General features: G+C 70.8%; 18 protein-coding genes and 1 pseudogene. 8 read left to right on the top strand and 11 right to left on the bottom strand.

What is annotated here, in order from left to right; translation table 11 throughout:
• Positions 1–12: 12 nt before the first annotated feature.
• Both mltG and ACFVTC_RS01430 read right to left on the bottom strand, forming a co-directional pair.
• On the bottom strand, positions 13–864 hold the full coding sequence (mltG, locus tag ACFVTC_RS01435; RefSeq protein ID WP_390122753.1) for an endolytic transglycosylase MltG: 852 nt from the start codon (positions 862–864) through the stop codon (positions 13–15).
• A gap of 43 nt (positions 865–907) precedes the next feature.
• Entirely contained in the window at positions 908–2,707 is a 1,800-nt protein-coding gene (locus ACFVTC_RS01430) for an ABC transporter ATP-binding protein (protein WP_390122751.1), read from the bottom strand.
• 114 nt (positions 2,708–2,821) lie between these two features.
• Between ACFVTC_RS01430 and ACFVTC_RS01425 the strand changes: the two genes are divergently transcribed.
• The gene (locus tag ACFVTC_RS01425; protein WP_390122749.1) at positions 2,822–3,277 is read left to right on the top strand and encodes a MarR family winged helix-turn-helix transcriptional regulator; all 456 of its coding nucleotides are present in this window, start codon (positions 2,822–2,824) and stop codon (positions 3,275–3,277) included.
• A gap of 111 nt (positions 3,278–3,388) precedes the next feature.
• Here ACFVTC_RS01425 and ACFVTC_RS01420 read toward each other — a convergent pair.
• Both ACFVTC_RS01420 and ACFVTC_RS01415 read right to left on the bottom strand, forming a co-directional pair.
• A pseudogene (locus ACFVTC_RS01420) lies at positions 3,389–4,327 on the bottom strand (peptide-N4-asparagine amidase); the annotation flags it as partial.
• The gene (locus ACFVTC_RS01415) at positions 4,314–5,051 is read right to left on the bottom strand and encodes a hypothetical protein (RefSeq protein ID WP_390122747.1); all 738 of its coding nucleotides are present in this window, start codon (positions 5,049–5,051) and stop codon (positions 4,314–4,316) included. The pseudogene ACFVTC_RS01420 and the gene ACFVTC_RS01415, both read right to left, overlap by 14 nt.
• A 323-nt stretch (positions 5,052–5,374) precedes the next feature.
• Between ACFVTC_RS01415 and ACFVTC_RS01410 the strand changes: the two genes are divergently transcribed.
• The 4 genes from ACFVTC_RS01410 to ACFVTC_RS01395 all read left to right on the top strand — a co-directional run bounded on the left by ACFVTC_RS01410 (position 5,375) and on the right by ACFVTC_RS01395 (position 10,176).
• Positions 5,375–7,279: an ABC transporter transmembrane domain-containing protein gene (locus ACFVTC_RS01410; protein WP_390122745.1), complete on the top strand. Its 1,905-nt coding sequence runs from the start codon at positions 5,375–5,377 to the stop codon at positions 7,277–7,279.
• Positions 7,276–9,057, top strand: coding sequence for an ABC transporter ATP-binding protein (locus tag ACFVTC_RS01405; protein ID WP_390122743.1), 1,782 nt, complete (start codon positions 7,276–7,278; stop codon positions 9,055–9,057). Before ACFVTC_RS01410 ends, ACFVTC_RS01405 begins: the two co-directional genes overlap by 4 nt.
• A gap of 330 nt (positions 9,058–9,387) precedes the next feature.
• Positions 9,388–9,858, top strand: coding sequence for a DUF5709 domain-containing protein (locus tag ACFVTC_RS01400; RefSeq protein WP_390122741.1), 471 nt, complete (start codon positions 9,388–9,390; stop codon positions 9,856–9,858).
• 42 nt (positions 9,859–9,900) lie between these two features.
• A complete protein-coding gene (locus ACFVTC_RS01395) occupies positions 9,901–10,176 on the top strand; it encodes a type B 50S ribosomal protein L31 (protein ID WP_390122739.1) in 276 nt (91 codons plus the stop codon).
• A gap of 332 nt (positions 10,177–10,508) precedes the next feature.
• Here the strand turns inward: ACFVTC_RS01395 and ACFVTC_RS01390 are convergent, their stop codons facing one another.
• Positions 10,509–11,303, bottom strand: coding sequence for a metal-dependent hydrolase (locus ACFVTC_RS01390; RefSeq protein ID WP_390122737.1), 795 nt, complete (start codon positions 11,301–11,303; stop codon positions 10,509–10,511).
• 145 nt (positions 11,304–11,448) lie between these two features.
• Between ACFVTC_RS01390 and ACFVTC_RS01385 the strand changes: the two genes are divergently transcribed.
• Both ACFVTC_RS01385 and ACFVTC_RS01380 read left to right on the top strand, forming a co-directional pair.
• Positions 11,449–13,962, top strand: coding sequence for a DEAD/DEAH box helicase (locus tag ACFVTC_RS01385; RefSeq protein WP_390122735.1), 2,514 nt, complete (start codon positions 11,449–11,451; stop codon positions 13,960–13,962).
• Positions 13,963–13,981: 19 nt separating this feature from the next.
• The gene (locus ACFVTC_RS01380; RefSeq protein ID WP_329285805.1) at positions 13,982–14,848 is read left to right on the top strand and encodes an acyl-CoA thioesterase II; all 867 of its coding nucleotides are present in this window, start codon (positions 13,982–13,984) and stop codon (positions 14,846–14,848) included.
• Positions 14,849–14,873: 25 nt separating this feature from the next.
• On the opposite strand, the gene ACFVTC_RS01375 is transcribed toward ACFVTC_RS01380, so the two are convergent.
• Both ACFVTC_RS01375 and ACFVTC_RS01370 read right to left on the bottom strand, forming a co-directional pair.
• Positions 14,874–15,947, bottom strand: a complete 1,074-nt coding sequence (locus tag ACFVTC_RS01375) for a DUF6397 family protein (RefSeq protein ID WP_390122732.1) — start codon at positions 15,945–15,947, stop codon at positions 14,874–14,876.
• Between the two features lie 127 nt (positions 15,948–16,074).
• Positions 16,075–16,488, bottom strand: a complete 414-nt coding sequence (locus tag ACFVTC_RS01370; protein WP_390122730.1) for a roadblock/LC7 domain-containing protein — start codon at positions 16,486–16,488, stop codon at positions 16,075–16,077.
• Between the two features lie 92 nt (positions 16,489–16,580).
• On the opposite strand from ACFVTC_RS01370, the gene ACFVTC_RS01365 reads away from it, so the two are divergent.
• Positions 16,581–17,009, top strand: coding sequence for a PPOX class F420-dependent oxidoreductase (locus tag ACFVTC_RS01365; RefSeq protein WP_390122728.1), 429 nt, complete (start codon positions 16,581–16,583; stop codon positions 17,007–17,009).
• 130 nt (positions 17,010–17,139) lie between these two features.
• Here ACFVTC_RS01365 and ACFVTC_RS01360 read toward each other — a convergent pair whose 3' ends face one another.
• The 4 genes from ACFVTC_RS01360 to ACFVTC_RS01345 form a co-directional block, all read right to left on the bottom strand.
• Positions 17,140–17,745, bottom strand: a complete 606-nt coding sequence (locus tag ACFVTC_RS01360) for an ATP/GTP-binding protein (RefSeq protein WP_153292055.1) — start codon at positions 17,743–17,745, stop codon at positions 17,140–17,142.
• A 429-nt stretch (positions 17,746–18,174) separates the two neighbouring features.
• A complete protein-coding gene (locus ACFVTC_RS01355) occupies positions 18,175–18,567 on the bottom strand; it encodes a DUF742 domain-containing protein (protein WP_390122726.1) in 393 nt (130 codons plus the stop codon).
• The gene (locus ACFVTC_RS01350; protein ID WP_390122724.1) at positions 18,564–19,025 is read right to left on the bottom strand and encodes a roadblock/LC7 domain-containing protein; all 462 of its coding nucleotides are present in this window, start codon (positions 19,023–19,025) and stop codon (positions 18,564–18,566) included. Before ACFVTC_RS01350 ends, ACFVTC_RS01355 begins: the two co-directional genes overlap by 4 nt.
• Complete coding sequence (locus ACFVTC_RS01345; protein ID WP_390122722.1) at positions 19,022–21,577, bottom strand: nitrate- and nitrite sensing domain-containing protein; 2,556 nt, start codon at positions 21,575–21,577, stop codon at positions 19,022–19,024. The genes ACFVTC_RS01350 and ACFVTC_RS01345 overlap by 4 nt, the downstream gene beginning before the upstream one ends.
• Positions 21,578–21,592: the final 15 nt, after the last annotated feature.

Here is a 21,592-nt window from a genome sequence, read left to right as displayed (position 1 = left end):
CACGGCCGCCGTTCAGCTGGAGGGCGACGAGGCCGCGGACGCGCCCGCCCGGTTGTTCCGGTTGAACTCGGCGACGTTCCTCTGGTGCTCCTCGTAACTGGCCGTGAAGCGGGTGTCGCCGGGCTTGACGGTGACGAAGTACAGCCAGTCGCCCGGGGCCGGATTGATCGCGGCGCGCATGGCGTCCTCGCCGGGGTTGGCGATCGGGGTGGGCGGCAGACCCATGCGCTCGTAGGAGTTGTAGGGGCTCTTGAGCTTCGTGTCGCTCGCTGTCGTGTTCAGAGTGGAGCGGTTCAGCGCGTAGTTGAGCGTGGAGTCCATCTGCAGCGGCATGCCCTGCTGGAGCCGGTTGAAGATCACGCGGGAGACCTTGGCCATGTCGGCCTTGGTGGCGGCCTCCGCCTGGATGACGCTCGCGATGGTGACGACCTGGTAGACGTCCATCGCGTTGTGCTGGGCTCCCGCGGTGATCGGGTTCCGGTGGAATCGCCTGTCCGCCGTGTCGACCATGAAGCGCAGCAGCGACTGCGGTGTCGCCCCCGCGTCGACCGGGTACGTCGCCGGGAACAGGTATCCCTCCGGATTGCCCGCCGCGATGTCGGGCAGTTTCAGATGAGCCTTGGCCAGGGACTTCTTGGTGGCGCCCGCGGGCAGGGCGAGCACCTTGTCGACGGCCCGGTAGACCTGGCCCGAGCGCCAGCCCTCCGGGATCACGAGGGACGCGCGGGGTGCCTCCTCGCCTCCGACGATCAGCAGCGGCACCGCCACGGCGGTGACCGCCACGACGGCTCCGGTCGCGACGAGGGCGACCCGGCCCCGGCGCGTCAGTCGAATCGTGCTCCGTCGCGGAGTGTTCATCTGCATGCGGGCACGGTAACCCGCTAATCGTCACAATTCCGGCATATCGTCATCTTGTCGGCTCCAGTTGTGCGTCTCGGCGGACGAGAGCCGCGTAGCGCCCGCCCCGCTCCAACAACTCCTCGTGCGTGCCGCGTTCGACCGCGTGGCCGGAATCCAGGACCACGATCTGGTCCGCACCCCGGATGGTGGACAGCCGGTGCGCGATGGTGAGCGTGGTCCGGTTGGCCGACAGCGCGTCGATCGCCTCCTGCACGGCGTGCTCCGTGCGGGTGTCGAGGGCACTGGTCGCCTCGTCGAGGATGAGCACCGGCGGGTCGCGCAGGATGGTGCGCGCGATGGCCAGGCGCTGCTTCTCCCCGCCGGAGAAGCGGTGGCCGCGCTCGCCCACGACCGTGTCGTACCCGTCGGGCAACGACGCGATGTGGTCGTGGATCTGGGCCGCCCGCGCCGCCGCCCGCAGCTCCTCGTCGGTGGCGTCCGGCCTGGCGAAGCGCAGGTTGTCCGCGACCGAGGCGTGGAAGAGGTACGTCTCCTGGGAGACGACGCCGATTCCCCGCGCGAGCGTGTCGAAGTCCAGGTCGCGCACGTCGATCCCGTCGAGCGTGACACGGCCGCCCGTGACGTCGTACAGCCTGGGCACCAGATAGCTGAGCGTGGACTTGCCGGAACCGGTCGGACCGACGACGGCGAGGCTGCCGCCGGCGGGCACCGTGATGTCGATGCCGTCGAGGATCGGACCGCTCTTGTCGTCGTAGCGGAACTCGACGTCCTCGAAGCGGATCTCGCCCTTGACCTGGTCGAGGTGGATCGACCGCTCCGGCTCGGTGATGTCGATGGGCAGGTCCAGGTACTCGAAGATGCGCTGGAAGAGCGCGAGCGAGGTCTGGATCTGGACACCGGTGGACAGCAGGCTCACCGCCGGGCGGAACAGGCCCTGTTGGAGCGAGACGAAGGCGACGAGCGTACCCAGCGAGACGGACGGGCCGCCGAACTGGATGGCCATGCCCGCCGCCCAGTAGATGACGGCGGGCATGGCGGCCATCACGATGCCGATGACGGACATCCGCCAGCGCCCCGCCATGTTCGACTTCACCTCGAGGTCGACCAGGCTGTCCGACTCGGCCGCGAAGGCCTTGGTGAGCGAATCACCGCGGCCCATCGTGCGGCCGAGCAGGATGCCGCTGACGGAGAGCGACTCGGTGACGGTGGCGGCCATCGCGGCCATCTGCTTCTGCCGCTCGGTGGCGATCTTCTTGCGTTCGTTGCCCACACGGCGGCTGATCCACACGAAGACCGGCAGCAGGAGCAGCGAGACGACGGTGAGCCGCCAGTCGAGGGCGATCATCGCGACGATCGTGGCGACGACGCTCGTGAGGTTCGAGACCAGCGAGGTGGCGGTGGAGGTCACCGTCGCCTGCATGCCGCCGATGTCGTTGGCGATGCGGGACTGGACCTCTCCCGTGCGGGTGCGGGTGAAGAAGGCGAGCGACATGCGCTGCAGCCGGCCGTAGACGGCGGTGCGCAGGTCGTGCATGACCCGCTGGCCGACCGTCGTGGAGATCAGGGTCTGCAGTACGCCGAAGATGCTGGTGACGACCGCGCTGAGGATCATGCCGAGCGCGAGCAGGCTGAGCAGACCCGTACGGCCCTGGGGGATGGCGACGTCCAGGATCTCCCTCAGCAGGAAGGGTGTCGCGACCGTGACGAGGGACGAGGCGCCGACCAGCACGCCCACGATCGCGAGGCGGCCGCGGTAGGGCCGGAAGAGCTTCAGGATGCGGCGCACCTGCCGCGGCTGTTCACTCTCGGCGGGTGACGGGGTCCAGGTGGATCGCTCGGGGCGCATGGGCTCCTACGGAGGGTGAGGGAATGGTTACGGAGACGGATGAACGGTGACTCACGGAGCTTAGCTCATTGTTACCTATACTCACAATGAACCGCATCCTGATATTGTTCCCGCATGACCACCCCCGATGCCGACGGCCTCCTCGCCGAGCAGTTGCTGCGGCTGACCCGCCGCGTGCACCGCATCCAGAAGCGGCATCTGGAGCAGCGCGGGCTGGGCATCACCCCGGCCCAGTCCCGGCTGTTGCGCACGCTCGCGCACTACGGCTCGCCGCCGCGCATGGCCGATCTCGCCGAGCGGCTCGAGGTGGTCCCGCGGGCGGTGACCACGCTGGTCGACGGCCTGGAGGCGAGCGGAAAGGTGCGCCGGGTCCCCGATCCCAGCAATCGGCGGGTGATCCGGATCGAGGTCACGGACCAGGGTCGCACGGCACTGCAGGAACTGCGGGGCGCACGCCGGTCGGCCGCGGAGGAGATCCTCGCCCCGCTCTCGGACGAACAGCGCGAGGTGCTGGGCGGGCTGCTGGACACCCTCGTGGACGGGATGCCCCGGCTGGAAAAGCGCTGCTGAGGGGCAGCTGACGGGGCTCGGCACACACGACGGTCCCGCGCACCGGCTCCGCGGTGCCGGAGCGGGTGCGGGTACGGGTACGGGTGCGGGTGCGGGTGCGGGTGCGGGTGCGCAACCGTCGGGTCCACGCAGGGCGTAGTGCTCGCTCGTCGTCCCGACCGCGTGCCGTTGATCGCGCGGCACGTCGGCCGTGTAGGTCGCGTCGCCGTCATAGGTGTCGTCGAGCCGTGACCACGCGGTGGTCGTCACCCGGCCGTGCGAGGTGTCGACGTAGCCGGAGACCGTCAGCCGGTGCCCCTCCCCCACCGTGTCGAGCCGCTCCGGCGAACCGGGTGTGTACGACGAGGTGTTGGCGAGGCCATCCGCCGTGGCCTCGGTGAGCGTGCCGCTCACGTGGGCGCGACGACGCGCTCACTGTCGCACGGGGTGGTGAGCGTGCCGTTCTGTAGGGTGAGAACACGGCTGGGGGTGTCGGGGGTCGCAGCCGGCCGCGTGGTCCTCCCCTTCGCGTACAAGGTCAGCGTGACCTTCACGTCGAGGACGCCGGTGTGCGTGTCGTCGACGACGTTCCCGATGAGCATCTCGACGTCGCCACCGCGCCGGAACGTGTCGCCGTAGCGCGTCACGTCCTTCGCGACGGGCCACTCGACGCCGTCGCGAGGGTGAGTCTGTCGCCCAGGGTTCGGGAGTGGACGTGCGGAAGATCTCCACGCCACCGACGTGCAGATGGCCCAGCCGGTCGTACTGGCGGCCCTTGACCTTCCCGTCGAGCCGCAGGGCGCCCTTCCGCCGGCGGTCGCCGCAGCCACCCGCCGGTGCGTAATTCCCCCGGTACGGCGTGAAGTCCCTGAACTGAGACTCGGGAGACTCGGCGGGGGTCACCACACAGGACCTGGCGTCGGGCCTGGAGATCGCCGGGGCGGCGGTCACGGGATCGTGCCAGTCGGTGCCGAACTCCGCGGGGGCGGCGACGCGCGCGTGAGGAGTCGTGACCGGACTGCCGGGGGGTGGCGGGGGACAGGGGCCGCCGGGGTGACTACGCGGCCAGATCCGCCCTGTCCCCCATCACCACGACGGGGTGCCGGCGCGGGTCGAGCGTACGCAGCAGATGCTCCATGGCCGGCTTGGGCAGACTCACGCAGGCCGACGTACCGCTGCCGTGGTCCAGGTGCAGCCAGATGCCGCCGCCCTTCGACCGGCCCTGCGGACGGCTCGGGTCGTCGGGCGGTGTACCCGGGCGGCGGTTGAAGTTGATGGCGATGACATAGTCGAAGTCGTGCCAGTAGGACTTGGCCCAGCCGCGGGGGGCCTGGTACGCCCGCGACCGGTCGTACGGGAGAAGGGCGCCCGGGTCGTCGAGCACTCCGCCGGCGTCGGTGAGTGTGAACACCCCTACGGGACTGCGCTTGTCGTCCTCGTGGTGGTCGGTGGTCCAGCCCTTCACCCCGTTGTGCGCCTTCCCCACACGCTGTGTGTCCCAGGTGGATCCGGACTTCGTGTAGAGAACGACCGTCGAGTCGGCGGAGTTCCTTCCCGCGCCGTAGACGGCCACGACCTGACGGGAGTTGGACGGGATGCGCGACCGCAACCCGTCGCCGACCCCCGGGATCCGCGTACCGCCGACGCCGCCCGCGGGGGCCCGCTCGGTCTCCCCGCCCAGCCCCTTCGCCGAACCGCTTCCTCCGCCCGGACCGCCGCATGCCGAAAGGGTCATCGCGAGGACTCCGCACGCGGCCGCGGCGATCCCCGTCCGCATCGCACCGTTTTTTCGCATGCGGTCCATCGTCGCACCACTTATCGGACGAACAGCCCCTTACCCCAGCCCCTTTGAACACAAGGCGCCCTCCCGGACCCGCGTCCGGCGGCCCGGAACGCGGGCGAGACCGGGGGCCTCGTGCTGCCCGGGGCAGGTCACGCCGGGAATGTGCCGGACGGGCCGAAACCTTCCCCCAAGGGAAAAAACCGCTTGCTTCGGACGGTGTCCTGCCGCGAACCTTTCACGGTTTGCTGCCGGCCTCCGCGACCGGCTTGGTCGCCGAAACGTTACGGCTTCCCCTCACCCCTGAACACACCCCTTACACGAGCCACTGGGACGCCATGCAGATTCAAGACCTTCCCTATCCAGACCCGGGTGTGCCGGACGCCCGTTCCGGCCCTCGTTTCCTGCGGTGGCTCGGCCGGAATCAGCTGGGCGGCCAGTTCAAGGCCCTGGCCTGGGGACTGCTGCACTTCGTCGCCGTCGCCGGGCTTCCGTTCTGTGTGGGCCTGGCCGTGCAGGCCGTCGTCGACAGATCCGGCACACGGCTCGCTCTGACCGGTGGGCTGATGGCGCTGTGCGGTGCCGGCATCGCGCTGGGCGAAACCATGCTGCACCGGGCCGCGGTCACCAACTGGATCACCGCCGCCGCACGCGTCCAGCAGTTGCTGGCGCACAAGACCGCCCAGCTCGGCTCGGCGCTCACCCAACGCGTCGCGGCCGGCGAGGTCGTCGCCGTCTCCACCGGCGACGTCGAGAAGATCGGCTGGTTCGTGGAGGCTCTGTCGCGGTTCGCGGCGGCCGCGCTGACCGTCGTCCTCGTCTGCGTCGGCCTGGTCGTCTACCAGCCGGCCCTGGGCGTGATCGTCGCCGTGGGCGTGCCCGTCCTGGCACTCGCCGTGCTGCCGCTGCTGCCCCGCGCCACCCGCCGCGCCGACCTCCAGCGGGAGAAGGCCGGACGCGCCACCGAGCTGGCCTCGGACACCGTCGCGGGTCTGCGCGTACTGCGTGGCATCGGCGGCGAGGAACTGTTCCTCGACCGCTACCGCCGCGCGTCCCAGGAGGTCCGCCGGGCAGCCGTGCGCAGTGCCCGGATGTGGTCCCTGATCTCGGCCGTCCAGGTGCTGCTGCCCGGCCTGCTCATGATCGCCGTCATCTGGCACGGCGTGCACCTGGCCCGCGACGGCCGGATCACGGTCGGCGAACTGGTCACCGTCTACAGCACCGTCATGCTGCTCACCTATCCGCTGCGGCACTTCGAGGAGATCGCCATGGCGTACTCCTTCTCCCGTCCGTCCGCCAAGCGCGCCGCCCGGGTGCTGTCCCTGGAGCGGGCCACGGACAGTGGCGGGTCGCGCTCGGCCGAGGTGCCGGGCGGCGACCTGTACGACCCCGTCACCGGGCTTCTCGCGCCCTCGGGGCGGCTCACCGCCGTGGTCTGCGGCGACCCGGACGTGGCGGGCGTGCTCGCCGAGCGTCTGGGCGGCCATCCCTCCGTGGAGGGCACCTCGGTGCTCCTGGGAGGGGTACCGCTCGACGACCTGCCGCTCGGCTCCGCGAGGACGGCCGTCCTCGTCCAGGACAAGGACCCGGTGCTGCTGTCCGGCTCACTGCGCGAGCTGCTGGACGTGCCCTCCTCGGGTGAGGTGAGCGCCGCCGAGGCGCTGGCCGCCGCGCAGTGCGGCGACGTCCTGGACGCGCTGACACAGGGCTCACTGGACACCGAGGACCCGATGGACGCCCGCATCACCGAGCGCGGACGCTCCCTGTCGGGCGGCCAGCGCCAGCGTCTGGCCCTGGCCAGGTCACTGGTCACCGATCCCGGCGTGCTGGTCCTGGACGAGCCGACCTCCGCGGTCGACTCGCACACCGAGGCCCGGATCGCCGACGGTCTCCGCGCTCTGCGCACCGGACGCACGACGGTCGTCCTCACCTCCTCACCCCTGCTCCTGGACCACGCGGACCGGGTCGTACTCGTCCACGAGGGCGAGGTCGTGGCCGTCGGAGTGCACCGCGAGCTCGTGCTCGGCGAACCGCGGTACCGGGCGGTGGTCACCCGCGAGACGGACGAGGAAGCCGCCGCCGACGGTGTACGGGCGGGCGTCAAGACCAGCGACGCGACGGACGGGCTCGACAAGATCGACGAGCGCGACAGGCACGACAGGCACGACGAGCACGACAGGCACGACGGGCTCAGTAGGAACAGCAAGATCGACGCACTGGAAGAAATCGAGGAAACCGCATGATCGGCGTGGCGCCACCGGCGTACGACCCGGCGGCCCCGACGACGGCGAACACCCTGCCCGTCGGCGCCGCCGCGACCGTACGCGCCTACATCACCGAACTCTTCCAACGGCACCGCCGGGCCTTCCTGCTGCTCGTCACCGTCAACACGGTGGCCGTGGTGGCCTCGATGGCCGGGCCCTATCTGCTGGGCGCGATCGTCGAGCGGGTCTCGGACCATGCGCGGGATCTCCACCTCGTACGCACCTCCGCGCTGTTCCTCGCCGCACTCGTCGTCCAGGCCGTGTTCGTGCGTGAGGTCCGGCTGCGCGGCGCCATGCTCGGCGAACGCATGCTCGCCGACCTGCGCGAGGACTTCCTCGTCCGGTCGGTCGGGCTGCCGCCGGGCGTGCTGGAACGGGCCGGTACGGGCGACCTGCTGTCCCGTATCACCACCGACATCGACCGGCTCGCCAACGCCATGCGCGAAGCCGTGCCCCAGCTCGCCATCGGCGTGGTGTGGGTCGTGCTGCTGCTCGGCGGGCTGGCCGTCACCGCACCTCCCCTCGCGCCCGCGGTCCTGGTCGCCGTCCCCCTCCTGGTCGTCGGCTGCCGCTGGTACTTCAAGCGCGCCCCGTCCGCCTACCGCTCGGAGGCGGCCGGCTACGCCGCCGTCGCCGCCGCCCTCGCCGAGACGGTGGACGCCGGACGCACCGTCGAGGCGCACCGTCTGGGCGGGCGCCGCATCGACCTCTCCGAGCGCCGCATCAAGGAGTGGACTGCCTGGGAGCGCTACACCCTGTGGTTGCGCTCGGTGCTCTTCCCCGTCGTCAACCTCACCCATGTCACGGTCCTCTGTTCGGTCCTCATGACCGGCGGGGTCTTCGTCCTCCAGAGCTGGATCGACGTGGGTCAGCTGACGACGGGCGCGCTCATCGCCCAGATGCTGGTCGACCCGGTGGGCCTGATCCTGCGCTGGTACGACGAGCTGCAGGTCGCCCAGGTCTCGCTCGCCCGGCTGGTCGGCGTCCGCGACATCGAACCGGCCGCCGGTGATCCGGAGGTGAGGCCGGACGGGCGCGACGTGCACGCGGACGAGGTGCGGTTCGGCTACCGCGCCGGCGTGGACGTGCTGCGGAAGGTCTCCCTGGAGGTCCCGCCGGGCACCCGCCTCGCGCTGGTCGGCCCGTCCGGTGCGGGCAAGTCCACCCTGGGAAGGCTGCTGGCCGGGATCTACGCCCCCAGAGCCGGCCGCATCACGCTCGGCGGCGCCGAACTCTCGCGGATGCCCGCGGAAGCCGTCCGGACCCACGTGGCCCTGGTCAACCAGGAGCACCACGTCTTCGTGGGCTCCCTGCGTGACAATCTGCTGCTCGCCCGGACGGGAGCGGCCGACGCGGAACTGTGGGCGGCCCTGGGCGCGGTCGACGCCGACGGCTGGGCGCAGGCTCTGAGCGACGGTCTGGACACCGAGGTCGGTTCGGGCGGTCTTGCGCTCACCCCGGCGCAGGCCCAGCAGATCGCGCTGGCCCGGCTGGTCCTCGCCGATCCGCACACGCTGGTGCTGGACGAGGCGACCTCGCTCCTCGACCCGCGGGCGGCCCGTCATCTGGAACGCTCGCTGGCGCGCGTGCTCGACGGCCGCACCGTGGTCGCCATCGCCCACCGGCTGCACACCGCCCACGACGCGGATGTCATCGCCGTCGTGGAGAACGGCCGGATCAGTGAGCTGGGCAGCCACGACGACTTGGTCGCCGCGGACGGCGCCTACGCGGCCCTGTGGAGGTCCTGGCACGGATGAGGTGATCGCGACCGACCGGCGCGGCACGGACGCGCGGGCCGCGCCGGTCCGGTCAGGGGCCCGTGCGTGGACCCCCGTGGAGCGGCCCGCGCCGGTCCTGTGGGGCCCGCGCACCGGTGTCCTGGTCCTCGCCGCGTGCACGGGTCCGTCCCGCGTCGGAGCCTGTGGCGTTGCGCGGTGCCGAACCGGGGTGGAAGGCTGGATGTCGGCACCGATTCGGGGAGCGGCCGGGAACCACCCGGTTCGCGCGGGGCGGGGCCGGTGTCCAGTGACCGTGCCCGCCGTCGAGGGTGGTGGGACCGGACTCACCCGCATCACCTGGAGGTACCCGTGGAGAGCGCCGACGGATGGGGAGACGACGTCTACCAGCCCGATGGATCCGAGGTGCAGGACGACGCGGGGCTGCTCGACGTCGAGGACACCCTGGACTCCGACGGTGTGGGTGACCCACTCGATCGTGGCTGGTCCCCGCCGGAGCGCCCGTGGGCGGTGGAGCACTCGGGGGTGACCGCCTCCGAACGCAGGCACGGCGAGACCTTGGACCAGCGCCTCGCGGAAGAGCTTCCCGATGTCACGGAACCCGGTGGCGACGGCATCGGGGACTACCAGGACGGGGACGGCGAGCCCCTGGACAACGAAGTGGGCACCGCCCGCTCCGGCCGTCTCGTCGCCCCTGCCGAAGGAGCGCACGAGGACGGGGAGAGCGGGCTGATCGCCACCGACGTCGGCATCGACGGCGCGGCTTCCTCGGCCGAGGAAGCGGCGATGCACATCGTCGACGAGGACACCCTGTCCGGCTGACCGGGCCCTCCCCGGCCCGCCCTTCCCACGCAAGGAGAACCCATGCAGCAGGAGAAGCAGCCCGACTACCACGCTGTGGTCTTCCGTGACCGGGCCGCCGGATTCGCCTTCCTCACCCGCTCCACGGCGACGAGCGAGCGGACCATCGATTGGGACGACGGCGAGACCTACCCGGTCGTCGACGTCGAGATCTCCTCGGAGAGCCACCCCTTCTACACCGGCAAGGCCCGGACGGTCGACTCGGAGGGCAGGATCGCGCAGTTCGAGAAACGCTACGGAAGCTCCGGACCGGCCGGGGACGGGAAAGATACGGCGTGAGGCCCTGAGTCCGTCGCAGCCGGCCGCCCGCGCGCCACATCCGGCGGGTGCGGGAGCACCGCGTCCACGGGGCGCGGGAGGACCGCTACCCACGGGTGCGGGAGCGTCGCCACCCACGGGTGCGGGAGCGTCGCTACTCACGGGTCCCGGAGCACCGCGTCCATGGGGCGCGGGAGCACCGCTACCCACGAGTCCGGGAGCGTCGCTACCCACGGGTGCAGGAGCACCGCATCCACAGGGCATGGGAGCACCGCATCCAATGGGTACGGACGCACCGCATCCGACGGGTGCGGGAGCACTGTCGTCGCCGGACGCGGCGCTCGCCCGGCCGGTCAGATGAAGTTGAGCGCCGCCGCGCAGCCCACCCCGCCCAGCAGCATGAACACCGGCATCAGCACCTTGAGCTCCACCCAGCTGCCGGCCCGGAAACGCAGCACCTTGGGCGGCCCGATCGGGTACCACCGCTTGCGGCCGAGCGGGATCGGCCACAGGATCGGGCACCCGGACACCGTCAGCGCGTCCCCGATGTCGTGCACCAGGGCACCCAGGACGATCGGCAGACCGAGCCACAGGTACTCCTGGCCGGGCGTGGTGAACAGCCAGTCCGAGCCGTTGCCCGGCTTGTCCAGGATCCCGGCGAGGATCCAGGCGCTCGTCGCGGCCAGGAGCCAGACCAGGACATCGCTGCTGGACCCGCGCGCGGCCCGCCACAGCAGCCCCTCGATCGCGAGCACCATGTGCACGAACAGGAGCGCCAGGACCGCCCAGCGCCCACCGGTGATCGCCAGCAGGGAGGACCCCGCACCGATGGCCACCGCCCACAGCCAGGTGTGCGTCAGCGTGCGATGGCCACCGGAGCGCCGCGGGTCGCCGGCCTTGCGTGTCGACTTGTAGACCGCGTACGAGAGCTTGTCGACGATCTCGCACAGACCTCGTGAGATCGGCCCGAAGGCCCGCGAGATGGTCGCCGCCTTGTGGTCCAGGTCGGGGGCGAGCGCGGCCCCCGCGCAGATCAGGGCCCCGACGAGGAGAACCGGCCAGGGCATGGTGTGACCGGTGGCGGCGGCCGCCGCCCCGACACCGAGCCAGGCCGCGGCCCCCGACAGTGAGTGTGCTGGTCCCATCATGGCCGTTCCCCGCCCCATTCCACTTGTACCGCTGTCCAGTTGCCCGCGTGCGGTGACGCCGCGCAGGCGCCACAGCGTAACGTTCATGATCTTCGGCCGGACATCCGATTCCCCCATCGGGCGGGTCGACAGGCAAGATGGGGGCGTGACCCTTATCGATCAGCTGCCGCAGACCGCAGATCCCGACGCCCTCTACGAAGCCTTCGAGTCGTGGGCCGGGGAACGCGGTCTCACGCTCTACCCCCACCAGGAGGAGGCGCTGATCGAGGTGGTCTCGGGGGCGAACGTGATCGTCTCGACCCCCACCGGCTCGGGGAAGAGCATGATCGCTGCGGGTGCGCACTTCGCCGCGCTCGCCCGGGACGAGGTCACTTTCTACACGGCACCGATCAAGGCGCTCGTGTCGGAGAAGTTCTTCGAGCTGTGCAAGATCTTCGGCACCGAGAACGTGGGCATGCTCACCGGCGATGCCTCCGTCAACGCCGACGCGCCCGTGATCTGCTGTACCGCCGAGGTGCTGGCGTCCATCGCGCTGCGGGACGGCAAGCACGCCGATGTCGGCCAGGTCGTGATGGACGAGTTCCACTTCTACGCGGAGGGCGACCGCGGCTGGGCGTGGCAGATCCCGATCCTGGAACTGCCCCAGGCTCAGTTCATCCTGATGTCGGCGACGCTCGGCGACATGTCGATGTTCGAGAAGGACCTCACCCGGCGCACCGGCCGCCCCACGTCGGTGGTCCGCTCGGCGACCCGGCCCGTGCCCCTCTCCTACGAGTACGTGCTGACTCCGCTGACGGAGACGCTCACCGAACTGCTCGCGACCAGGCAGGCCCCGGTCTACATCGTCCACTTCACCCAGGCGCAGGCCGTGGAGCGGGCGCAGGCGCTGATGAGCATCAACATGTGTACCCGGGAGGAGAAGGACCAGATCGCCGATCTGATCGGCAACTTCCGGTTCACCACCAAGTTCGGCCAGAACCTCTCCCGCTACGTACGCCATGGAATCGGCGTCCATCACGCCGGCATGCTGCCCAAGTACCGTCGGCTGGTCGAGAAGCTGGCCCAGGCCGGCCTGCTGAAGGTCATCTGCGGCACGGACACCCTCGGCGTGGGTGTCAACGTCCCCATCCGCACCGTGCTGTTCACCGCGCTGACGAAGTACGACGGCAATCGCGTACGTACGCTGCGCGCCCGCGAGTTCCACCAGATCGCGGGGCGCGCCGGACGGGCGGGCTTCGACACGGCGGGGTACGTCGTCGCTCAGGCCCCCGAGCACGTGATCGAGAACGAGAAGTCCCTCGCCAAGGCCGGCGACGACCCGAAGAAGCGCCGCAAGGTGGTGCGCAAGAAGGCTCCCGAGGGTTTCGTCGGGTGGACGGACAGCACCTTCGAGAAGCTCATCTCCTCCGATCCCGAGCCGCTCACCTCCCGCTTCCGGGTGACCCACACGATGCTTCTGTCGGTCATCGCCCGGCCCGGGAACGCCTTCGAGGCGATGCGGCATCTGCTGGAGGACAACCACGAGCCGCGCAAGCAGCAGTTGCGGCACATCCGGCGGGCGATCGCGATCTACCGCTCGCTCCTCGACGGCGGCATCGTCGAGAAGCTGGACACGCCGGACGCCGAGGGCCGCATCGTGCGTCTCACCGTCGACCTGCAGCAGGACTTCGCGCTCAACCAGCCGCTGTCGACGTTCGCGCTCGCCGCGTTCGACCTCCTGGACCCCGAGTCCCCGTCCTACGCCCTGGACATGGTCTCCGTCGTGGAATCCACGCTGGACGACCCGCGGCAGATCCTCGCCGCCCAGCAGAACAAGGCGCGGGGCGAGGCCGTGGCCGCGATGAAGGCGGACGGCGTCGAGTACGAGGAGCGTATGGAGCGGCTCCAGGACGTCTCGTACCCCAAGCCGATGGAGGAGTTGCTCTTCCACGCCTACAACACCTACCGCAAGAGCCACCCGTGGGTCGGCGACCATCCGCTGTCGCCGAAGTCCGTGATCCGTGACATGTACGAACGCGCCATGTCCTTCACGGAGTTCGTCTCCTTCTACGAGCTCGCGCGCACCGAGGGCATCGTCCTGCGCTACCTGGCCAGCGCCTACAAGGCTCTGGAGCACACCGTCCCGGACGACCTCAAGTCCGAGGACCTGGAGGATCTGATCGCCTGGCTGGGCGAGTTGGTGCGCCAGGTCGACTCCAGCCTGCTGGACGAGTGGGAGCAGCTCGCCAACCCGGAGGTGATGACGGCCGAGGAGGCACAGGAGAAGGCCGACCAGGTCAAGCCGGTCACCGCGAACGCCCGCGCCTTCCGTGTCCTCGTCCGGAACGCGATGTTCCGCCGCGTCGAACTCGCCGCGCTCGACAACGTCCACGAGCTGGGTGCGTTGGATACCGACTCCGGCTGGGACGCCGACGCCTGGGGTGAGGCGATGGACAAGTACTGGGACGAGTACGAGGACCTCGGCACCGGCCCCGACGCCCGCGGTCCCAAGCTGCTGTCCATCGTGGAGGAGCCGCAGAACAGCCTGTGGCGCGTCCGTCAGACGTTCGCCGACCCGAACGGCGACCACGACTGGGGCATCAGCGCGGAGGTCGACCTCACGGCGTCCGACGTGGAGGGCCGTGCCGTCGTCAAGGTCACCGACGTCGGCCAGTTGTGAGCACAGGAGAATCCCCCGCATGACGAACCCAGCCGAGAGACTCGTCGACCTGCTCGACCTGGAGAAGATCGAGGTCAACATCTTCCGTGGCCGCAGCCCGGACGAGTCGCTGCAGCGTGTCTTCGGTGGCCAGGTGGCGGGCCAGGCGCTGGTCGCCGCCGGGCGCACCACGGAGGGTGACCGACCGGTGCACTCGCTGCACGCGTACTTCCTGCGCCCGGGCCGGCCGGGCGTGCCGATCGTGTACCAGGTCGAACGGGTCCGGGACGGGCGCTCTTTCACCACGCGGCGTGTCACCGCCGTGCAGCAGGGGCGCACGATCTTCAACCTGACCGCCTCCTTTCACAAGCCTGAGGAAGGGACCTTCGAGCACCAGCTGCCGCCGGCTCGCGAAGTCCCCGACCCCGAGTCCCTGCCGACGCTGCCGCAGGAGATCACCAGGCATCTGGGCACGCTTCCGGAGGCGTTGGAACGCATGGCGCGCCGCCAGCCGTTCGACATCCGGTACGTGGACCGGCTGCGCTGGACGCCGAACGAGATCAAGGACGCGGAGCCGCGCAGCGCGGTGTGGATGCGGGCCGTGGGACCGCTGGGCGACGACCCGCTCGTGCACACGTGCGCCCTCACGTACGCGAGTGACATGACGCTCCTGGACGCCGTCCGCATTCCGGTGGAGCCGCTCTGGGGTCCGCGAGGCTTCGACATGGCCTCGCTGGACCACGCCATGTGGTTCCACCGGCCGTTCCGGGCGGACGAGTGGTTCCTGTACGACCAGGAGTCGCCCATCGCGACCGGCGGGCGAGGGCTGGCCCGCGGACGCATCTACGACCTGAAGGGACGCCTGCTCGTCTCCGTCGTCCAGGAAGGCTTGTTCCGGGCGCTGTGACCATGTGCCGGGCCCCGTCAGGCCCTCAGGTGCTTCTGCGGTCCAACCAGCCGAGCAGCCCGCGTCGCCAGCCGCGTTCCCCGGTCGCGGGCAGGTCTTCGGGGCCGGCTGTCCCCGGCCGCGAAGCCATTGCCGTGGAGACGACCGCGGTGGCGGGCGACACCGGTGCGGTCGGAGCGAAGGCAGCCGGAGCGGGGACCACCGGCCGGGAGGCCACCGGGGATGTACGGGCCTGGGACGCATGGGCCGGGAGTGAATGAGCCGGGGACGATCCGGCCGGTTCCGGGACGACGCCGGGCTCGGCCCTCTGCGTCGGACGCGGTGCGGGGTGCGTTTCTCGGGCCTCGGCGACGGCCTGACCCAGGTCGGCGCGGAGCCAGCTGATCTCGTCGGGGTCCTCGGCTGTCATGATCCGGGCGACGAGGTGCGCGGCGGGCGAGTCCGGCGTGCCGTGGGAGGGGCGTTCGGGGCGGAAACGGCTCAGGCAGGCGCGCTCGTACGGATCCCTGATGACCTCCGCCACCTGCACGGGGTCGAGCAGGGAGGCCACGACCGCCGCCCTCGCCCAGGGGCCCTCGGTCTGGCGCAGCAGGAATCCCATGTGCCGTCCCCGCCAGTTGCGGGGCCGGAGGTCCAGGCCGGCCTCCAGTTGGTCCCGCAGTCCTTCGGGCGTACGGCCCCTGAGCAGCGGAGCGTTCTGCTTGTCGGCCGGGAAGCGGTGCAACTCCTCGGCCAGGTAGAGCCAGACCACGGCTCGATAACGGTTCAGGTAGAACTTGACCGGCACCACGAGGCCCAGGCGTGCGAGGCGTGTGAACCGGGCGGTGGAAATGCCCAGGAGGGCGGCACCCTCTGCCGTGCCGACAGCCTTGACGCGCTCTCGCAGCGCCTCGGAAAAGCCCTCTTGAGAACGCACGCGGTCGGTCTCCGCACGGGTGACCCGGCGTCCCCCTCCCCCTTCGTCGGGAACTGTGCGCACGTATCCGAGGTGCACGGCCAGGTCGAACTCGCCGCGCCTGAGCTCCAGTTCCCGGGCGGCGCGGGCGAGCGACCAGGTGGCGGACTGCGTGGCTGACTGCGTGACGGTGTTACCGGACATGACGGTCTCCCCCGTGGAGTGCGGTGCTCGCGCCGGTGTGCGCTTGCCTCGAGAAAAACCGTAGCGGGTCCGGACGATCCCGCGGCGCGCCTGTGGATAACTCCGCGGCGTGACCCGTCTCCGCAGGTCAGGAGTCCAGCGAGGGCGATCGCTCCGGTTGGCGTGTGTCCACCCGCAGGTGTTCGCCGACACGGTTCACCAGCAGGGTCATCTCGTAGGCGACCTGCCCGATGTCGGCCTCCGCGGCACTGAGAACGCACAGGCAGCTGCCGTCTCCCGCCGCGGTGACGAAAAGCACCGCCTCGTCGAACTCGATCATCGTCTGACGCACCTCGCCCGCGCCGAAGTGCCGACCGGACCCCTTGGCCAGACTGTGCAGACCCGACGAGACCGCCGCCAGGTGTTCGGCGTCCTCGCGTCGAAGTCCCGTACTCGCGCCCGTCACCAGCCCGTCGTTGGAGAGCACCAACGCGTGCCGTACGTGTTCGACGCGCTCGGTCAGGTCGTCCAGCAGCCAGCCGAGCCGTGTGTTCTGCTCCATGTCCGTCTCCCCGTGTCGTCTCTCCCCCTGACCGGAGGATTCGACCAGCCAGCCTTCCCCACGGCCGCCCTGCGAGCAAGGAGGATGGAGGCATGGCACAGAAGATGACCGACGAGCAATGGCGGGCCTTCGTCTCGCACGGAACCCGTACCGCGAAACTGTCGACCGTCCGGGCGGACGGCAGTCCGCATGTGGCGCCGATCTGGTTCCTGCTGGACGGCGACGACCTGATCTTCAACACCTCGAAGGAGACCGTGAAGGGACGGAACCTCGCCCGTGACGGCCGAGTCGCCCTCTGTGTGGACGACGACCGGCCGCCGTTCGACTTCGTGGTGCTGGAGGGTCGGGCCGAACTGTCCGAGGACCCCGACGAGTTGCGCCTCTGGGCCGCCCGCATCGGTGGCCGCTACATGGGTGCGGATCGGGCGGAGGAGTTCGGGAAGCGCAACGGAGTCCCGGGCGAACTCCTCGTACGCGTGCGGATCGACAAGGTCCTCGCCTACTCCGCGGTGGCGGATTAAGGGGTGCCGTTCGGGTCAGCCGGCTGAGAGAAGCGGTGCCTCGCGGCCGGGTCGCCCCAGCGACGCCTGCATGTTCCGAACGGCACGCCCTGGATCCTTTCGCCCGTGGGCCTCCGGCGACCCGGCGGTCTCAGCCGACGGAGTCGAGCAGCCGGGCGGTGTGCACCCGCCCGGCGTACTCCACCAGTCGGATCAGCACCTCTTTCCCGGAGTCGCGGTCACGGGCGTCACAGAGCACCACCGGCGTGCCCCGGTCGAGGTCGAGGGCACGGGACACGTCCTGGGCTCCGTAGGCCCGGGCGCCTGCGAAGCAGTTGACGGCCACCACGAACGGGATGTGCCGGTGCTCGAAGTAGTCGACCGCGGGGAAGCAGTCCTCGAGGCGCCGGGTGTCCGCGAGGACGACGGCGCCGAGTGCGCCCAGCGACAACTCGTCCCACAGGAACCAGAACCGGTCCTGGCCCGGGGTGCCGAACAGGTAGAGGGAGAGACCGGACCGGATGGTGATGCGGCCGAAGTCCATGGCGACGGTCGTCGTGGCCTTGCGGTCCACTCCCTCGGTGTCGTCCACCGACTGCCCTGCCTCGCTCAGCAGTTCCTCGGTGCGCAACGGGCGGATCTCGCTGACCGCGCCCACCAGGGTGGTCTTTCCCACGCCGAACCCGCCGGCGACCAGTATCTTCAAAGCCAGCGCGGACGACTCGGCGGCCGAGGCGTCGGAGTTCTCGGAGACCATCGATCACTTCCCTCGGGAGTGCCGACCAAGGTCGGCATGGCCCTTGCGCACACGCTGTGGTGGGACCCAGGTGCACGGCGGGCGCTTCGGTGCATTCGGTACATGTCTGCGGGTGCGCGAAGTCAGCATCATGGCAACTGCGTCTTCCCCGCGCGGGACCGGACCGCTAATGGACCGTTGCGACCGTCTCGCGGCTGTTCGGTGTCCGGATGCGGGCGACGGCGGGTGCGGGTCAGGCCGACAACGTTCATCTGGGGCGTGTTGCGAAAGTCCCGTCGTCCGCCCGGAGGGCGGGCCTCGCGGCGTCCGGTGCGTGCTCTCGGCGTGCCGGGCGGAAGCCCGCGTACTGGACCGTACTCGGGTTTTCGCCCGGTGCGGCGAGAGTACGTGCCAGGCGTCGCGAGGCAGGCGGGACTTTCGCAACATGCCCTAGAGCGCCCTCAATCCTGCGATCACCTCGTGGAGGATCCGCTCGTCGGGCAGTTGTGCGGGCGGCACCGGGCGGCTGACCGTTACGCGGCCGCGTTCCAGAAGGTCGCCCAGCAGGACTCTGACCACGCCCACCGGCAGGTCGGTGTCCGCGGCGAGTTCGGCCACCGACTGGGTCTCGACGCGGCACAGGTCGATGAGGTGGCGGTGTTCCGGCCCGAGCAGCGAGTCGTCGGCCCCGGACGCGGTCGTGTCGAGCGTGACCAGGGCGATCAGGTCGAAGCGGACCCCGGTGGGGCCGGGTTGGGTGCGGCCGCCCGTCATCGCGTACGGGCGGACCAGGGGCCCGGCCTCGTTGTCGTACCACTGGCTGCCCACCGCGTCCTCGCTCATCCGTATCGGCCTTCCTCGGCCGATCCGGCGGCGGGCGGCGGCGCGGCGGCGCGCGGAGGTGCGTGGAGATGCTCGCCGACGCGCTTGACCAGCCGCGCCATCTCGTACGCCACCAACCCGATGTCGGCCGTCGCGGCGGTGAGAACGGAGAGACAGGAGCCATCGCCCGCCGCCGCCACGAGCAGAAAGCCGTCGTCCATCTCGACCAGTGTCTGGCGTACGCCTCCGGCGCCGAAGTGGCGGCCCGCGCCCTTCGCCAGGCTGTGGAAGCCGGAAGCGACGGCGGCCAGGTGTTCGGCGTCCGCGCGTCCGAGGCCGGTGGAGGCGCCGACCGCCAGCCCGTCGTTCGACAGCACCACCGCGTGCCGTACTTCGGCCACACGCAGCACCAGGTCGTCCAGCAGCCAGTCGAGCTCGCCGGATCTCTGGGCAGCCCGCAGGCTCGGGTCCTGAATCACGCGGGGTCTCCTTCGCCGCTGTCGCCACCCGCATCGGGGGCTGAGGTGCCGCCGCGACCGGCTGTCCGGCCGCTACCACGCGCCCAGCCGGCGCGATAAGCGGCCATTCGGTCCCGTACGAGTTCGGGGGTGCGGGTGTCCTCGCTCCTGGGACCGGGGACATGTGCCGGCTCCTCGGGGCGCTGTTCACGCAGTTGGGGTGCGAGACTGGCCTGCCGTACGCGTCTGGGGAGGCCGTCGTCACCGTCGGAGGCTTCCGGAGGACGGTGCAGCCGCAAGGTGGTGACTCCTGGTGGCGGCGTCTCGGGTGAGGTCTTCCCGGGGGCTTCGACGGCGGCCGGCACGGGAGCCACGAGGACGGGCCGCTCGGCCGGCGCCTGGACGGCCTCCCTTTCGGGCGCTGCCGACACGCGCGCGTACTCGCGTTCCGCGGGCCCTTCGGTGTCCGCCCTGCGAGGGGCTCGTTCCGCCGGACCCGGCTGCAGCAGCGCCGTGGGCAACAGGACGACCGCGGTGGTGCCTCCGTAGGGCGAGGTCCGCAGGTGCACCTTGATGTCGTGCCGGGCGGCGAGTCGGCTGACCACGAAGAGACCGAGCCGGTCACTGTCGGACAGGTCGAGCGTCTCGGTCTCCTCGATGCGCCGATTGGCCTCGTCGAGCGTCTCCTTGCCCATCCCGAGCCCCCGGTCCTCGACCTCCAGCGCGTAGCCGTTGCCGACCGGCTCGCCGGTGATACGGACATGGGTGTGCGGAGGTGAGAACTGCGCGGCGTTCTCGACGACTTCCGCCAGGAGGTGCGTGAGGTCCGCGACAGCGGCGCCGATGACGGACGCCTCCGGGAACTGCCGTACCTCCACGCGCGCGTAGTCCTCGACCTCGGACACGGCCGCACGGACCACGTTCGTCAGTGAGACCGGCATGCGCCAGGCCCGGCCGGGAGCCGCGCCCGAGAGAATGATCAGGTTCTCCGCGTGCCGCCGCATACGGGTGGTGAGGTGGTCGAGCCTGAAGAGGTCGCCCAGTTCGTCCGGATCCTCGGACCGGCGCTCCATGCTGTCCAACAGGCTGAGTTGACGATGTACCAGGACCTGGCTGCGCCGGGCGAGGTTGACGAAGACTCCGGAGATCCCGCTCGCGAGTTCCGCGCGTTCGACCGCGGCGCGCAGGGCGGCCCGGTGGACGGTGCTCAGGGCCTCCGCGACCTGACCGGTCTCGTCCTCGGAGGGCGGTCCGGACGGGGCCTCGGCCCGCACGTCGATCTCCTCCCCCGCGCGCAGTTTGCGCATCGCGTCGGGGAGTTTGCGCCGGGCGATCTCGAGGGCCCTGTTGCGCAGGGCCACCAGTTCGACGACCAGGCCGCGGCCGATGCGCACGGAGATGACGAGTGACGCGGCGACGGCGGCGAGACCGAACACGACGGCGGCGCCGGCGGGCGTTCGCAGACCGCGGGTCAACGGGTACTCCCGGCCCTCGACACCTCGGCCCGCGTGGGCCTCGATCGTGCGCATGGCGTCACGCACGCGCGCGTGAGGCGCGTTCCAGTCGGCCTCCGACGCGGCGGCGAGGGCGGCGGCGCCCGGCCGGGAGGCGAGCGCACTGTCCTCGACGGCGCCCACGTCGGCGTACGCGCTCCCGCCCATGAGGTCGCGCCAGGACGCTTGTTCAGCCCCCCGTAGATCCGCGACGGACGCGTCGGTCAGCGCACGGCGGGTGGCGACGGCTCCGGTGAACAGCCGCAGTCGTTCCCCCTCCAGCGTGCCCGCGAGCCGCGCGCCGGCCAGCACCGTGTCCTCCTGCGCGAGCGCCTCCCTCGCCCGGGAGAACTCGAGGAGCACGCGCGCCTCGGATCCAGGTCCCGGGTCCTGGACGCTGGTGAGCGCGCCGGTCACCGTGAAGGCGGCCGAAATGGCCTTGGTGTACTGCCCGTAGACCTCGTTCCACCCGGCACGGCGCTCGCGTACGGCGATACGCAGTGTTCGCAGGTCCTCCGCCGCGGTGACGAAGGAGTCGAGGCGGCCGGCCACCCCGGCAGGCAGGTCGGCGCCATCGGCGACGGTGTTGCGGTCGCCGAGCCGCAGTTTCGCCACCGCGCGGTCGGTACGTTCCGCGAACGTCCTGAGGTCGCTCGGCCGCTCGGACTCCGGATCGGTCGCGTAGCGGACCGTGGCCGTCCGCTCAGCCTGCAACGCGGTGACGGCGTTGTCGATCGGGACACGGATCATCGAGTCCACGCGTTGCAGCTGTCGCAGTCGCGCGACGTCCTGAGCCGTGGTCACCGTGGCGTACGCCCACAGCGCGAACAGGGAGACGACCGGCACCATCAGCAGGCAGACGATCTTGGCCCGCACGGTGCGGGGGCGCGGGTTCCAACGACCCCCGCGACGCGGGATCGCGCCGGGACGCGGGTTCCCCTCGGGTCCCGTCCCGTCGGCGTCCTCGTCGAGGCCGCCGTACTCCTCGGCGGGCGGGCCGGCGTGGGCGCGACGGCCGCGCGCCGGAGCCTGGGACGGCGACTCGGCGCCGGTTGCGGGGGTTTTACGGGGTGTACGCATGGCCTCCTCACTCAA

This window comes from Streptomyces sp. NPDC057950 (genome assembly GCF_042887295.1).
GTDB lineage: Bacteria > Actinomycetota > Actinomycetes > Streptomycetales > Streptomycetaceae > Streptomyces > Streptomyces kaempferi.
This window is presented reverse-complemented; position numbering and strand designations above follow the sequence as displayed.